The 15,682-nt window shown below is 64.9% G+C and carries 8 protein-coding genes; 6 read left to right on the top strand and 2 right to left on the bottom strand.

The annotated features are described in order from the left end of the window. Nucleotides 1-87: 87 nt before the first annotated feature. The gene (locus tag GEV06_04010) at nucleotides 88-1,209 is read right to left on the bottom strand and encodes an aminotransferase class I/II-fold pyridoxal phosphate-dependent enzyme (protein MPZ17068.1); all 1,122 of its coding nucleotides are present in this window, start codon (nucleotides 1,207-1,209) and stop codon (nucleotides 88-90) included. Nucleotides 1,210-1,239: 30 nt separating this feature from the next. On the opposite strand from GEV06_04010, the gene GEV06_04005 reads away from it, so the two are divergent. The 4 genes from GEV06_04005 (at nucleotide 1,240) to GEV06_03990 (ending at nucleotide 7,668) form a co-directional block, all read left to right on the top strand. Continuing rightward, a complete protein-coding gene (locus GEV06_04005; protein ID MPZ17067.1) occupies nucleotides 1,240-2,019 on the top strand; it encodes a hypothetical protein in 780 nt (259 codons plus the stop codon). Nucleotides 2,020-2,039: 20 nt separating this feature from the next. After that, nucleotides 2,040-3,254 (top strand): ATP-binding cassette domain-containing protein, encoded by a 1,215-nt coding sequence (locus GEV06_04000; protein MPZ17066.1) that lies wholly within the window; start codon nucleotides 2,040-2,042, stop codon nucleotides 3,252-3,254. Nucleotides 3,255-3,401: 147 nt separating this feature from the next. Next, complete coding sequence (locus GEV06_03995; GenBank protein ID MPZ17065.1) at nucleotides 3,402-5,864, top strand: YfhO family protein; 2,463 nt, start codon at nucleotides 3,402-3,404, stop codon at nucleotides 5,862-5,864. Between the two features lie 211 nt (nucleotides 5,865-6,075). Next, complete coding sequence (locus tag GEV06_03990; protein ID MPZ17064.1) at nucleotides 6,076-7,668, top strand: dTDP-4-amino-4,6-dideoxy-D-glucose ammonia-lyase; 1,593 nt, start codon at nucleotides 6,076-6,078, stop codon at nucleotides 7,666-7,668. A gap of 187 nt (nucleotides 7,669-7,855) precedes the next feature. Here GEV06_03990 and GEV06_03985 read toward each other — a convergent pair whose 3' ends face one another. Then, nucleotides 7,856-8,917, bottom strand: coding sequence for an IS630 family transposase (locus GEV06_03985; protein MPZ17063.1), 1,062 nt, complete (start codon nucleotides 8,915-8,917; stop codon nucleotides 7,856-7,858). A gap of 138 nt (nucleotides 8,918-9,055) precedes the next feature. Between GEV06_03985 and GEV06_03980 the strand changes: the two genes are divergently transcribed. Together GEV06_03980 and GEV06_03975 are read left to right on the top strand one after the other, a co-directional pair. Next, nucleotides 9,056-12,859, top strand: a complete 3,804-nt coding sequence (locus tag GEV06_03980; GenBank protein MPZ17062.1) for a glycosyltransferase — start codon at nucleotides 9,056-9,058, stop codon at nucleotides 12,857-12,859. Nucleotides 12,860-12,968: 109 nt separating this feature from the next. Then, the coding region (locus GEV06_03975; protein MPZ17061.1) for a hypothetical protein at nucleotides 12,969-15,682 on the top strand (2,714 nt) is incomplete at its 3' end.

The raw sequence follows: 15,682 nt of genomic DNA, 5'->3' as shown, positions 1-15,682 counted from the left end.
AATTAGGCTTGCCTAGCCGTAGCTCCCCGGAGGCGAGCGAAGGCTGGAATCAAGGCGCACTACGTCTGAGAGCTCACAACTCAAGACTCACAACTTCCCGCGATAAAACGCCGCAATCTGCTCCACGACATATCGCTGCTGCTCCTCCGTCAGCTCCGGGAACACCGGGAGGGCAAGCGACTCCCCCGCGGCCCGTTCCGCCTCCGGCAACCGCCCGGGGCCGTATCCGAGCGACGCGAAGCAGGGCTGCAAATGAAACGGGAGCGGGTAGTACACTTCGCTGCCAACGCCCGCCGCTGCGAGATGTCTGCGTAGATCGTCTCGCGCCGGCACTCGCACCACGAACTGATTGTAGATGTGCGTCCGCTCCGCCGCTTCAACGGGAAGGCCGACGGGTGCGTCCGGCGCGTATTCCGCGAAGAATCGCCGGTACCGCGCGGCATTGGCCTGCCGCCGCGCCGTCCAGGCCGCCAGGTGCGGTAGCTTCACGCGCAGCACCACGGCTTGCAGCGCATCCAGGCGGAAGTTCCCGCCGACCAGCTCGTGGAGGTACGCGCGAGACGCGCCATGGTTGCGCAGCAAGCGGACTCGCTCGGCGAGCGCCGGCTCGTTCGTGGTGACGAGGCCGCCGTCGCCGAACGCGCCCAGGTTCTTGCTCGGATAGAACGAGAAGCACCCGAGCGTGCCGAGGCGGCCCGCTGGCTGATCGCGATATCTCGCCCCGATGGCCTGCGCCGCATCCTCCACCACCGCGAGGCCAGTCTCGCGCGCCAGGCTCGTCAGCTCCGCCATCTCCGCGCACTGACCGAACAAATGCACCGGGATGATCGCCTTGGTTCGCGACGTCACCGCGCGCCGCGCCTCGTCGGGATCGATGTTGAACGTCGCCGGATCGATGTCGACGAAGACGGGCGTCGCGCCAACCCGGCTGACCGATCCCGCTGTGGCGAAGAACGAGTAGGTCGGGACGATGACCTCGTCGCCGCTGCCGATGCCGAGCGCCATGAGCGCCACCAGCAGCGCGTCGGTGCCGGATGACACGCCAATCGCATGGCGGACGCCGATGACCTCCGCCAACGCCTGCTCGAGCGCCTCGACGTCCGGGCCGAGAACGAACCGCTGCGTGTCGCACGCCCGCTCGATCGCGGCAAGCACGTCGTTTCGGATGCCCTGGAATTGCGCGTGTAGGTCGAGCAACGGCACGATCATGGTCCGGAAGAATGCTACACTCTCGAGGCGATGTGGGCCAACGACGCCCTGATGGTCTATCGTTATCGCGAGCTGCTCCGCAATCTCGTGTTGCGAGATCTGCGGATGAAATACAAGGGATCGGCGATTGGATTCTTCTGGTCGCTGCTGCACCCGCTGGCCATGGCGGTGGTGTACACGATCGCATTCGAGTACATCCTCAACATCGAGATTGAGTTCTTTCCGCTGTTCCTCTTGAGCGGCCTCTTGCCATGGATGTTCTTCACTCAGGCCGTCAGCGCGGCGACAGGCGCGGTCGCTGACAACGGCAACCTCGTGCGCAAGGTGGCGTTTCCTCGGGTAGTGCTCCCCATGGGAGCCATTGGCGCGCAGTTCGTGCAGTTTCTGCTGATGTATCTCGTCGTGTTCCCGCTCGCGCTCGTGATCGGCGTCGGCCTCTCCCCTGCGCTGTTCGCCCTCGTGCCGGTGATCCTCTTGCAGATGCTGTTCACGGTCGGCTTCGGCCTCGCGCTGTCGACCGCCTACGTCTATCTCCGCGATACGCGTCACCTGCTGGAGGTCGCCCTGCAAGTCTGGTTCTGGCTCACGCCGATCCTCTACGCCGTCTCGCTCGCGCCCGAAGATCTCCGCCCCGTCCTCTGGCTCAATCCCATGACGCATTTCATCACCGCCTACCAACAGATCGTCGTGTACCATCACGCGCCCGGCTTGATCTCCATGGTGGTCATGACCTCCGTCGCCCTGGCAGTTCTCGGCTTCGGCATGGCTATCTTTGGTCGGCATCAGCGGCGGTTCGCGGAGTTCGTGTGAACGTTTGCTAGACTCGCGCTGTGGCCATCACCCTCGAGGGCGTGTCGAAGCGCTACAGCATTTATGTCCGTCGGGCGGGTGGGCTGAAGGACAAGCTCGTCGGGCGGGTCATGGGGAGGCCCGAGGTCAAGAAAACGTTATGGGCGCTCCGCGATGTCTCGCTGGCCGCCGAGCGCGGCACGACCCTCGGCATCATCGGCGGCAATGGCTCTGGCAAGAGCACGCTCCTCCAAATCATCGCGGGGATTCTCGAGGCCGACGAGGGACGGGTCGACGTGGATGGTCGTGTGACATCGCTGTTGGAGCTGGGGGCCGGCTTCAGCCCTGATCTGTCCGGCCGCGAGAACGTCTATCTCAATGCCTCTCTGCACGGCGTGCCTCGCCACGTGATTGATCAACGGTTCGACGAGATCGTCGCATTCTCCGGCTTGGAAGCGTTCATCGATTCCCCCGTTCGAAACTACTCGTCCGGCATGTACATGCGCCTTGGTTTCTCGGTTGCCGCACACCTCGACCCGGAAATCGTGCTGATCGACGAAGCGTTCGCCGTGGGCGACGAACAATTCCAGCGTAAGTGCCTGCGCAAGATCCAGGACTTCAAGTCCCAAGGTGTGACCATCCTCATTGTCTCTCACGACCTCTTGCTGATCGAGCGCCTCTGCACCCACGTGTGCCTGCTCGATCGTGGCCGCGTGCGGGCCTACGGGCCGGCGGCGGACGCGATCGCCCGCTATCATCAGCTCGCGGCGGGGGGAGACGATATCTCGAGCGAGTATCGATGGGGCACGCGCGAGATCACCATCACCGGTGTTCGCATCCTGGACGAGGAAGGCCATGACACACGCGCATTCAAGACGGGCGACGCGTTCCGGCTGCTGATCTCCTACGAGGCGACAGAACCGGTGCGCTATCCCATCTTCGGCATGGCGGTATTCGCCGAGGACGGCACGCATCTCACGGGGCCCAATACGCGGATGAGCCGCTATCCCATCCCGCTGGTCGACGGCGCGGGGGTGATTGAATACACCGTGCGCCAACTGCCCCTCCTGCCTGGTCAGTACGCGATCTCGGTGTCGGCGTACGATGAGAGCCTCCTGCATGCCTACGACCATCGCAACCGGGTGGTGACGTTCACCGTCGTCGAGAGCGGCACCGCCGAGCGCTTCGGCCTGATCACGTTCAACGGTCAGTGGTCTCTCGAGGCTCATGCGCAGGTCGAGCCCCATGAGTCCTAACCGCAGGCTTCACATGTACTGTCAATCATTGGTCCTCGTAGCGCAGGCCTTTAGGCCTGCCCATCGCCGCGCGAAATTCCCGCAGGCAGGCCTAAAGGCCTGCGCTACGAATGACCCTTCGAATCAGCGCGAGCCTGGCACACGCCGGTGAACGACCCCACGTCGACTTACCCACCCGCCACCGTGCTCCTGACGACAGCCGCGTTCCTTCTCGCGGTCGGTCTCGTTCGCCGTACCGACCGACAGCATGCGCCGCCGGGTCTGAGCGTTGCCGCACTTGGTCTGGCTGTGCACGCCTTGCTCGTGTGCGCGCTGTTCGCAGAAGCCGTCTTTCGCGGTTGGACGCTGGCCGCGCCGTTGCTCCTGCTGAACACGTGGCCCTGGGCTGCCTACCACTTCGACGCTGCTCCGAGGCCGCCCAACCCCATGACCGTCGACCTCGCGCTTCAATTCGGCCCATGGCTCGAGCACATCCGGACGCAGCTCACCCAAGCGACCCTTCCGCTCTGGAACCCCTTGAGCGGCGCCGGCGAGCCATTCGTGGCGTTGTATCAGTCCGCAGTCTTTTCGCCGTTCACGCTCGCCGGCGCGCTTGCACCGTCGCCCTATGGCTTGCTCGCCATCGGCGTGCTCCAGTTGCTCGCCGGCGGCATGGGCATGCTGCTACTCCTTCGCGCCGCCGGTCTCGGTCTACCGGCCATCTTGGTCGGCAGCACAGCATGGATGTTCAATTCCTTCACCGTCGGATGGCTCGGGTGGCCATTCGCGTCCGCCTCTTGTCTCCTGCCTTGGCTCCTCTGGGCCGTGCATGACGCCATAGCCACGCCCAATCGACGCCGCTTCGTTCTGCTCGCCGTGATCTGCGGGCTCGTCATCGTCTCCGGGCATCCGGAAACCGTTTTCAAGATGAGCCTCGTCGTTGCGGCCTTCGCGGTGGCCGGCCTTGCGGCGCTGCCGCGCCATCGTGGCGCGGCAGTGCGACTGCTCGCGGGTGCCGCGCTGTCCGGGCTGCTCCTGGCGGCGATCCAAGTTGGCCCGTTCCTGGAGTACCTGCCGGAGACCGGGAAGCTCGAACAGCGCCGGGATCTCGTCAACGCGTCGTACACACCACGCAAGACGATGGTGGTGGCGTGGGTGCCTGACTTCTTTGGTCCACCCGCCGGACCGTGGAGGATTGTCTCGAACCGAGAGGGAACGCCGACGAACTATCTGGCGCAGCTGGTCTACCCAGGTGTGGCTATTTGGCTGCTCGCGGCCGTGGGTGTGGTGTCCTGCTGGCGTCGCTGGGCCGTCAAGGCGCTGGCCGTCGCCGCCATCGCAGCGGCGGCATTGAAATACGGGGCGCCCGGCTTCCTGCAGCTCGTGCGCCATCTCCCTACGCCCCTGCCGTACTTCAGTGTCGACATCGTCTTTTGTGCGGTCGCGCTCGGAGCGTGGGGGCTCGACGCGCTCTGGCGTGCCGACATTCGCACGAGCGAGGGCGTCTCTGCGCCCGGACCGGGGGCAACGCTTCGCGTGTGGCCGGCGGTAATTGTCGCGGCCGCGGCGGTGATGATCATCGGCGTGTCCCTGATCCGCGAGCGCACCATCCTTCAGGAGATGAGCCTCTGGCCGGGGACGCTCCGTGCCTCCGCCGCCGCCCTCGTGTTCGTTGGCGTCACACTCGGGCTCATCATTGCGCGGCGGCGAAGATGGCTCGGACGGAGCGCATTTGCCTTGCTGCTCTTCGGTTGTCTCGTCATCGACCTCGTGGGCTTTGGCCGGGGCTACCAGCGCCTGGCGCCTGCAACGCTGCAGTATCCCCGCGTGCCCGAGATCGACGCCATTGTACGGGACCCTGGCCTCTTCAGGGTGGTCGGACTCGACGACACGCTCCAACCGAACTCACATCTGCCGTTTGGCTTTGCCTCCGTCCGCACCTATGACGGCCTTGGTGGGCCACGACGCTTCAATGCGCTCATCGACCGTGCGCTTGGCGTGCGCGCTGAGCTGGTCAACATGCCACCGTCGCGATCGCCGAGCCACGTCGTTCTCGACCTCTTGAACGTCAAATACGTGGTCGGGCCGCCCGACCTGCAGCTTCCAGCGCCCTCCTACGAGCGGCTCCGCGTCGGGCGGGCCGCGCTCTATCGAAACGTCGACGTGCTCCCACGCGCGTTCCTTGCGGATCGGTACGTGGTCCAGCCAAGCGATGCGGCCGCCGCGCAGGCGCTCGTGGATGGCACGGTCGACGCGCGGCACACCGCGATCCTACCGGAGGAAATCCCGGCTTCGCATCGGCCGGAGCAGGATCGAGCGGACGCCGATGCCGTCGCCATGCGCCACTATCGCGCTGACTTCATCGAGCTCGAGGTGTCATGTGCCAAGCCGCGGCTCCTGGTCCTGACCGATCTCTACGCGCCCGGCTGGTCGGCAACCGTCGACGAGCGAGACGTTCCACTGTTCCGTGCGGACGTTGCATTTCGGGCCGTCCCGGTGCCTGCCGGCAAGCACATAATTCGTTTCCACTACTCGCCCCGCGCCTTTCGGCTGGGAGCCTGGCTAAGCGTGCTGACGGCAGTGGCACTGGCCGGTGTTGCAGTCTCATCGTTGCGCTTCGAGCGTCGATGACTGCGACCCCGGCCTAATACCCCGTCCTTGGTTCGCATCAAAGTGGCGTTGAAATGGCATCAGTTAAACTCCCTTGACACAACGATCACGGCTCTGCTACGGTCCAGTAACGTCCGTCGGAGGTTTGGGCCTCTGACGGGCCCCCGGCGAGAAAAGTCAGTGCCCGGCAGCGGCCGCCGAATCGGCCCGCCGTTGGCGAGGCGCCCATCACATGACCGATCGCCAGCACTTCATCGTCCGCCGTTACCTGACGAGTGACGGGAGCGGCGACCCCTCATCAGCAGGTCCGGCAGCGCTTCGAGAGCATCTCGTCCAGGGATTCGTGGAGCAAGGCCTCGTTCGGTCACGGGCCGACAACGGAGCCCTCGATCGATGGACACGCTTGGCGTTCACGGTGATAGAAACGCTCGCCCGTGATCCGTTTGCAACCCAGGCTGCTCTGGCGCGCGATCTCGGCGTCGACCGGGACACGCTGAGACAATTGAACGCGGCGATCTCGACGAGCGATGTGGCGCAGGCGCTGCTCACGCAGCATGGCCAGGGCGCCAAGTACTGGCAGAACACGATCCTGCCGATGCTCGGGACGGGCGTCGTGAGCGCTGTGCGACTGAAGGCGCATCGTTATCCGCTTCGCGTCGGCGTCTATCCCGGTGTCTCTTGCATGTTCTTCTGCACGTTCTGCGGTAGGCAGCATGATGCCAAGTACGCGTCGGATACCGTCCCTCACGGGAATGCGCTCTTCAGCGCCATGCTTCGGGACGCTCCTGGCGACGATCCGCACCGGTTCTATGTGTCCGGCGGCCTCGAGCCCTTGACCAACCCGGGGCTGGGGGAGATCGTGGCCGTGGCTGCCGACCACGGCGCCAAGCTGTCGCTCTATACGAACGGCTTCATGCTGACGCCGAAATTGCTGCAGAAGCAGGAAGGTCTGTGGCGGCTGCACACGCTTCGCATCTCGCTGTACGGCGTCGATCACGAGAGCACGACACGGGTCACGCAACATCCCAAGGCGTTTGATCTCGTCGTACGCAACGCCGTGGAAGTCCTGCGGCTGCGTAACCACACCGGTTCATCCCTTCGCCTCGGATTCAACTTCGTTGTCCTGCCAGGCCACGCCGCTGACGTCCTCCGGCTGGCGGACTTGATCGGCGAGATCAATCGCGAGGCCGGTGGCGATCGCCAGATCGACTTTCTCACGCTGCGTGAGGACTACAGTGTGCCGCCCACCGAGGGCTTGAGCCCCGCCGAGCGGGCGCGCCTCGTCGAGATTTTCGGCGAGCTCGAGCACCGCCGGACACGTGACGATCTGTGCCAGCTGCAGATCGATTATGGCTATGCGCTTCAAGCTCTGAGCCAAGGGACTCCAGGACAGCCGTTGGAGATGGTGAGTGATGCCGAGATGCGGCCATCCGGCTACCCGCAGATCTCCGTGGTGGTCGACTTGCTTGGCGACGTTTATCTGTATCGAGAGGCGGGATTCCTTGACCGTCCTGGGGCTCGCCGCTACTCGATCGGTCGGGTCGCGCCCTCCACCTCTCTCGACCAGGTCGTGCGCGATTTCGTCGAGTCTGGCCGTACGATCGTTCCGGAGCCAGGCGACACGAAGTTCTTCGACGCCTTCGACCACGTGGTCACCAAGCTGTTGAACCAAGCCGATGCGGATGCGGCCTTCGGCGTCCCGTTCGAGCTCGGACCCGTTCGGCAACGTGCCGTGACGGATCCAGACCACGCGCTGACGATCGCTCATCCAACGCTTCCACCGACGCCAGTGGTACACTCGACCGCTGCCGGGCTCGACCGCTAGTGTCCTGGAACAGTGATTCGTGGCATAAGTCCCGGAGCGCGGCGCCCGGCTGGCAAGGCGCGAGGAGGGAGCATACAGGCCGTATGTGACTGACGAGCAACGCCGCCAGGCGGGATGCCCCGCCCGGGAATTATGTCGCGAATCACTGTTCCAGGACACTAGTACATCGTCCGATTAGTGATTTATGTTATTGGCCGCGTGTTTTGCGTGTGCGGCGGCGCTTCCGGGGATGCGCCGCCTGATACGCTTTCGTGGCCTCAATGATGCTTCGCAACTGCTCTGGCCCTTTCGTCCAGGTAAAGGGGCCGCTCGTCTCGTTGTAGGTCGTCAGATACTCGATGAGAAACTCGCGCAGCGACGTTTTTGATCGATCGACTCGGTGGGAGAGGCCCTGCTTTCCCAGGATGCTGAAGAAGCACTCGATCAGATTGGTCCACGACGCATGGGTTGGCGTGTGATGGAAATGCACCGACGGATGGCGCTTGAGCCACCGTTGGGCCGCGGCGTTCTTATGGATGTTCAGATTGTCGAGAATAATGTGGAGATCCCGGTTCGGAAACGCTGCGACGACGTCGTTCATAAAGCGGAGAAAGTTCGCGGAGGTCCGCCGGTCTTTGACGTGCCCAATCACGCGTCCGGTGGCGATATCCAGCGCGGCCAGCAGCGCTTGGGTGCCATGCCGCACGTATTCATTGGTCCACGTCCGGGGACGCGTCGCGCGCAGCGGCAGGCCGGGCTGCGTCCGGTCCAACGCCTGAATCCCCGATTTTTCATCGACGCACAGGACGATCGCGTTGTCTGGCGGATGCAGATAGAGCCCCACGAGATCGAGCAATTTCGCTTCGAAGTCGGAGTCGGGACTGAAGGTAAACGTGCGGACGCGATGGGGCTGCAGCCGGGCGCTCACCAACGCCTCATGCACCGTCGTGGGCGGCAACCCGAGATCCCGGGCCAACGTCCGCACACTCCAGCGGCTGTACGCCTCCGGTTGCTCACAGACGCGCGTCTGGATCCGCTGCCACACCTTGTCGCTGTGTTTCGGCGGGCGCCCCGACCGCGGCGCGTCGTGCAAGCCGTCCAGGCCGGAGAGGGCAAACGCGCGGCGCCACTTGCCGACGGTCACTTCGGGGATGTGCAACGTGGCAGCAATCTGTTGGTTGGAGCGGCCCTCGCTGGCCGCCAGCACAATCTGGCCCCGCAGGGCCAGCGCCTGCGGAGTCGACGGCGACCGGACCAGGTGACGCAACATCGTATCTGTCACGGCATTCAGGGTGATCGCCGGCGCGACTCGTGGCATGGCACCCACGTTACACGAGCCTGCGAATAACATAAAGTACTAATCGGACGATGTACTAGATCGAGCCCGGCCATTTTCCGACAGGCGGCCGTGACCGGACCTTCCGTCTCGCTCATTCTCCACGCTGCGCGCTGGCCGGCCCGTGACCGGCTCGAGGCCCTCCGTACGCTCGTCGAGCAGGCCGTCGGCCACACCGTCGACGTCATACGCGCCCATGACGACCCACAGCAGCCGCGCGGCGCAGCCGCACGCATGAACGACGCGGCGCGCGAAGCGCGGGGCACCTGGCTTCTCTTTGCGGATCCGGCGTTCGAATGGACCGCTGCGGATCTGGCGGTGCTCACGGCTGCAACACGGATCAAGGCAGAGCCCCACCTCCTCGTTCTCGCGCCGGCGCATCGGTCCCCGGCGTCCGGCTCTGGATCTCTAGACGATTCCGCCTCTTCTGGTGCGCAAGCGCCCCAGACAGCAGGCCGGCGGAGAGGCACCGCCGAGGCCCAAGCCGACCCGATCCGGCGCCTGTGCGACGCGTACGTCGACACGGTGGCCGGCGTTGCCCATCGCGCCCTCCTCGATCCGCCGCTGTGGACGATGAGCCGTCACACGTTCGACCTCCTCAGCGGCCTCGATGAGCGCATGTGGTCGGTGGGCGTAGTGGCCGATCTCGCTGCGCGGGCACGGGCACGCGGGATCGTCGTGCGTACTGTCGGTCCCATGGGCCGGCAGACTGGCCCCGACGCGTATCCTCTCGCGGCCCACGTGCGCGACTTTCTGACATGGCGAAATCCGCTGATCACCGCCGCCAAGACGATGTCGCGCGATGAGCTGGCAGCGGTGGTCGCCACGAAGACCACTGCGGCGCTGCTGACCGCTTGGCGCGCAGCCGGTATCGATGCAGGCGACTTGCGCTTCGGTGGCCAATGGGGGCGGGAGTCACTTCTTTCACGAGTGCAGGCACGAATCGGCGGCGTGCCCCCGTCGATGCCTTGGCCCGAAGACGAAGCGGCGACCGCCATTCCCCTGCTCGCCCTGCACAGCTTCATGGATGAGCTCGCCGGAGAGGCGTCAGGCGTCAGGGATCAGGCGTCAGGCGTCAGCAATGTAGGCCCGACCTTTAGGTCGGGCGACGCCGACAACGGCGAGCAAAGTGACGACGACGAATCTCGGACATTGCGTCCGCCCGACCTAAAGGTCGGGCCTACACGTGCTCGGGAGACGCTCGCGGCGCGGGTCCCAACGGCGCCTTCCTCGGAGAGCCCGCTCCGTCCGCGCGTCTCCGTCATTGTCGTCAACTGGAATGGCCACGAGTACCTCCGCGACTGCTACGGCTCACTTCGCGAGAGCGACTACCCAGAGGATCGGCTCGAGCTCATCTGTGTGGACAATGGTTCGACGGACGAATCGCGAGCGCTTCTCGGACAGGAGTTCCCGGACGTGCGCCTCGTTCCGCTTCCAGAGAACCGAGGCTTCACCGGCGCCAATGCTGCCGGCGTCGACGCCGCCACGGGCGACGTCCTCCTGTTCCTCAACAACGACATGCGCGTGGACTCGGAGACCGTGCGCCGTCTGATAGACGCCCTCGACGACCAGTACGCGTGCATCGCCGCACGCGTGTTGAGCTGGGACGGCAAGCGCATTGACTTCGTCGGCGGAACGAGCACGTTCGAAGCCTTTGGCGTCCAGGAGCGGTACGGCAAGCCAAATGCGACCGAGTACCTGGGTGGCGGCGAGACGTTCTTCGCCAATGGCGGCGCGTTTGCCATCACGCGCCGGGCGTACCTGGCGGCTGGCGGTTTCGACCCGAGCTTTTTCGCCTATTACGACGACGTCGATCTTGGGTGGCGCGTACGGGCAGCAGGTTACGAGGTTCGCACGGCGCTGGATGCCATCGTGTATCACCGGCACGGCGGCACGTCGAGGCGCTACCCCGACGGGCAGAAGCAGTACCTGATGCAGCGCAACGCGCTCTGGACGGTGCTGAAGAACTATGAGGCTCGCGTCCTGCGCCGTGTCTTGCCCGCTGCCTTGCTCCTGGCCGCTCGCCGCGTCACACAGGATCTCGCGCTCGTGCGCCGTACGCGGTTTGCCGAGTCTCTACGTCCATGGCTCGGCCAAAGCCGCTTCCGGCCCAGACGGGCCGCACCGGTGTACGACATGGGCCCACCGGTCGCGCCCGAAGCGCGACTCATCGCTGATTTTCCCGTCGTGCCGTTTGCGGCGGCGGGTGTCGCGCTCTCGGCGCTGCCGCGCATCGCGGAAGAGCGGGCCGTCTTGCAACGCGGCCGCCGCGTGCCGGATGCGGTTGTCCTACCACGGCTCGGGCGCGCTCTCGAACCGCCGGGGCCGCTCAACGGCCGCACGTCGTACCGAAAGCTGCACGAGATACTCCTCGAGCTCTTCGAAGTCCCGCGCTTCCTCCGCGACCGGCCCAGCCTCCTCATCGTCACTCACGAAGCCTTGAAGGACCAGATGTCCGGGCCGGCCATCCGTGCGCTCGAGATGGGACGCGCGCTCGCGTCGGTCGCGCGGGTCACGATTGCTGCGCCGACCGGAACGACACTCCGCGACGGTCGCTGCTCGATCGTGCCGTACGACGAGAATAGGCCGATCGGCCTGGGCAAGCTCGCCGAGGAGGCGGACATCGTGCTGGCCTGGGGCTTCGCGTTCACGAAGTTCCCATATTTGAGCACGCTGCTGGTTCCTATCGTGGTCGATCTCTACTGCCCATTCACGCTCGAGCACCTCGAGCAGCACGGAGCAGAGATGAGGTCAGGCACGGAGGCGCGCACGGCTCAGATCGAGCACGCTGCGCGTCAGATCCTTGCCGTTCAGAACCATCAGCTCGGTATCGGCGATTTCTTCATCTGCGCGAGTGAGCAGCAGCGCGACTTCTGGATCGGCGCGTTGCACACGGCCGGGCGCGTCAACCCGAGGACGATTTCCGCGGACGCGTCACTGAGAGCGCTCATCGACGTCGTGCCGTTTGGCATCCCCGAGCTCGACGCCGACAGCTTCGAACGGGAGGCAGCCCGTGCACGCGGCGTTGCGGATGATGAGGTGCCTCGCCGCATGCTCAAGGGTGTGCACCCCGCAATCGGGCCGGACGACACGCTCCTGCTCTGGGGCGGCTCGCTGCTCGATTGGCAGGACCCGCACACGCTGATCAGAGCGGTCAAGCAGCTCGTGGACGGGGGCCGGCGCGACCTCAAGCTCTTCTTCATGGGAACCAAGCATCCGAATCCAGCCGTCCTCCCGATGAAGGTCGTCGATTCGAGCATCCAGCTCTCTCGTGAGCTCGGCCTGCTCGACACGCACGTGCTCTTCAACGATTGGGTGCCGTATCACGATCGCGCTGCGTACTTATTGGAAGCGGATCTCGGTGTGAGCACGCACCTCGCCCATCTCGAGACGCACTTCTCGTTTCGCACGCGGATGCTGGATTACATTTGGGCGAGGTTGCCCATTGTCTGCACAGCCGGTGACTATTTCAGCGATGTGGTCGTCGCACGAGGTCTGGGACGCGTCGTACCGCCGGCCGATGTCGACCGGCTCGCCGCCGCCATCGCAGCGCTCCTGGATGACGAGCGGGCGCGGGCCGCCGCCGCCGCCAATTGCGCGGTGCTGGCGGAGGAGCTTCGTTGGTCGCGCGTCGTCGAACCGATGCGACGCTTCTGCGCAGCGCCGCACTTCGCCGCAGATCGGGCAAGGGCCGTCGTGGGCCTGCGATCGCGCCTCGAGCGAGCATATCGGGTCTCGAAGTACGTGAAGCGGACCGCCCTTCGGCTTGGCATCTCCGAGCGTCAGTTCGAAGCCTTCAAGCAGCTGGCACCAGTCCGTTACGGCATGTCGGTTCGCAATCGCCTGACGATGTTCCGCGCTCGGCGAGTGGGGTAACATCGCGGCCGTCGTAGCGCAGGCCTTTAGGCCTGCCTGCAGGATTCCACGCCGCGCAATTGGCAGGCCTGAAGGCCTGCGCTACGAGCGCCAACGATTGGCAATACAAATGGGTCTTAGAGCTAGTTTCTTGGCGGTTGTGTTGGCCGTTGCCGGGCTGTCCGCCGGCGCACACACGCAGGAGCAGCGATCAGACGATCTCGGCTGGCCGGAACATCACACTGGGCACACCGCAAAGCCGTGGACGCGTTGGTGGTGGCCAGGCAGTGCCGTGGACAAGGAGAACCTCACATGGCAGCTCGAGAAGCTGGCGGCGGCGGGCATTGGGGGCGTCGAGATCGCGCCGATTTACGGCGCACGTGGCTACGAGAATCGCTACATCGATTTCCTCACGCCCAGATACATGGAAATGCTCGCGCACACAGGACGCGAAGCCAAGCGCCTCGGCCTCGGTGTCGACATGGCAACGGGCACCGGGTGGCCCTTTGGAGGCCCGTGGGTCACAGAGCCCGATTCGAGCGCACGGGCGGTGATACGTGACGGCCGCCTCTCCGGTGAATCAACCGCGATGCTGGTCAAGCGCGCCGCGCGCGGCGGCGAAGGCCTCGTCGTCGACCCGTACTCCGTCGATGCGCTGCGACGCTACCTCCAGCCGTTCGACCGCGCCTTCACCGGTTTTCCCGACACGCTGATTCGTGCGCAGTTCCACGATTCCTTCGAGTACTTCGATGCGAGTTGGACCGACCGCCTCCCTGGCCTGTTTTGTGCGATGCACGGATACGACCTTCAGCAGTTTGCCCCTGCGCTCGTCGGAAACGAGGAGATGGCCCCGGAAAGCCTCGGGCGGATCAAGAGCGACTATCGCGCCACGCTGTCGCGGTTACACCTGGACTTCCTGCGCGCTTGGGCGGAATGGTCGCACGAGCATGGGTTCATCGTCCGCAACCAGTCGCACGGAGCGCCCGCCAATCTGCTCGACCTGTATGGAGCGGTCGACATTCCCGAGACCGAGATCTTCGGGTCGACGCCTTTTCCCGTCCCAGGCTTGAGGCGCGACCCGGCCGCCGTCCGTCACGATCAGGATCTCCCAGAGCCCCTGGTGAGCCGGATGGCTTCGTCGGCTGCGCACGTGATGGGACGTCGGCTCACGTCGTCCGAGACGGCGACCTGGCTGCGCGACCACTGGAAGGTGACGCTCGCCCACGTGAAGCCGGAGATCGATCGCGTGTGGCTCGACGGTATCAACCACATCTTCTACCATGGCACCGTCTATTCGCCGCAGGACATCCCCTGGCCTGGCTGGTTGTTCTATGCGGCCACGCAGTTCAATCCAAGCAACACCTGGTGGAAGGACTTCGCAGCGCTCAACCAATACGTGGAACGGGTGCAGTCGATTCTCCAACGCGGTCGTCCCGACAACGACATCCTGGTCTACTGGCCGGTCTACGACGTCTGGAAGGACCCTGAAGGCCTCGCAAAGCAGCTCACGGTCCACGAGGTGGGCTTTCTCGTCGACGAGCCTGTTGGCAAGCTGGCGAAGCAGCTCGACGAGGCTGGTTATACCTTCGACTACATCTCCGACGATCAGTTGATGCGAACGCGTGCCGAGCGAAGCAGGCTGGCCACGCCCGGGAATGTTTACCGCGTGCTGGTCGTGCCCGCCGCAGAAGTCATCCCTCTGGCAACACTGCAACACATCGCGAAGCTTGCGGAGGGCGGCGCGACAGTGATCTTCGCTGATCTTCCGAAGGATGTCCCGGGATACGGACGACTCGAGGAGCGTCGTCGGGCGCTCCATCGCCTCGTCGGTGGACTGGCTTTCCGGCAAAGCAGCAGTGCCGGCGTCGACGAGCTCCGAGCCGGCCGCGGGGCCATGTTCCGCGGCGATGTGCTTTCCGCGCTCGAGCACACGAACGTGCCTTACGAGCCAATCGCCCGGAGCGGGATCGGGTTCGTCAGGCGCGAGAGCGAGCTCGGGCACGACTATTTTCTAGCGAATCTCTCGGCGGAGCGCGTTGAAGGTTGGATTCCACTCGGCGTCGCCGCGCGCTCAGCCATGCTTCTCGATCCTGTCGCCGGCTCGACAGGCATGGCCGCGACGCGGCAAGGTGCAAACGGGCGTCTCGAGGTGTATCTGCAGATCGAGCCGGGCGAATCGTTCGTGCTGCGCACGTTGAGAGATGGGCGGCCGGACGGAAACGGCTGGACGTATCTCGCCTCGTCTGGCGCGCGTGTCGCGGTCACAGGAACTTGGACGATCGAGTTTCTCGAAGGCGGCCCGGTCTTGCCGCGGGGAATCCGAACCACCCAGCTGAAATCCTGGACGGAGCTGGGCGATGACGAGGCACGGCGGTTCGGCGGGACGGCACGCTACCGCATCGAGCTCGAGCTGCCCCAACGGCAGGCGGACGACTGGTTGCTGGATCTCGGCGACGTGCGCGAGAGCGCACGCGTGCGACTCAACGGCCGCGACGTGGAGACCGCATGGAGCATCCCGTTCACGATGCGGGTCGGTCGCTATCTCAGACCCGGTGGCAACGTTCTCGAGATCGACGTGACGAACACTGCTGCCAACCGCATCCGCGATATGGACCGTCGCGGACAGCGCTGGAAGATCATGCGCGAGATCAACATCGTGGATATCCGCTACGAACCGTTCGATGCTTCCGGTTGGGAGATCGAACCGTCTGGCCTGCTGGGGCCCATCACGCTCGTTCCGATGCGTGAGACGGACACCTCAGCGAGCCGACCGTCCCGCGGCAATGGTAGGGCGCGTTCGCCGACTCGTCCGCCCGTTTCGACTTCGCCAAGGCTACGTCGAAC

The organism is Luteitalea sp. (genome assembly GCA_009377605.1).
Taxonomy (GTDB): Bacteria; Acidobacteriota; Vicinamibacteria; order Vicinamibacterales; family Vicinamibacteraceae; genus WHTT01.
This window is presented reverse-complemented; position numbering and strand designations above follow the sequence as displayed.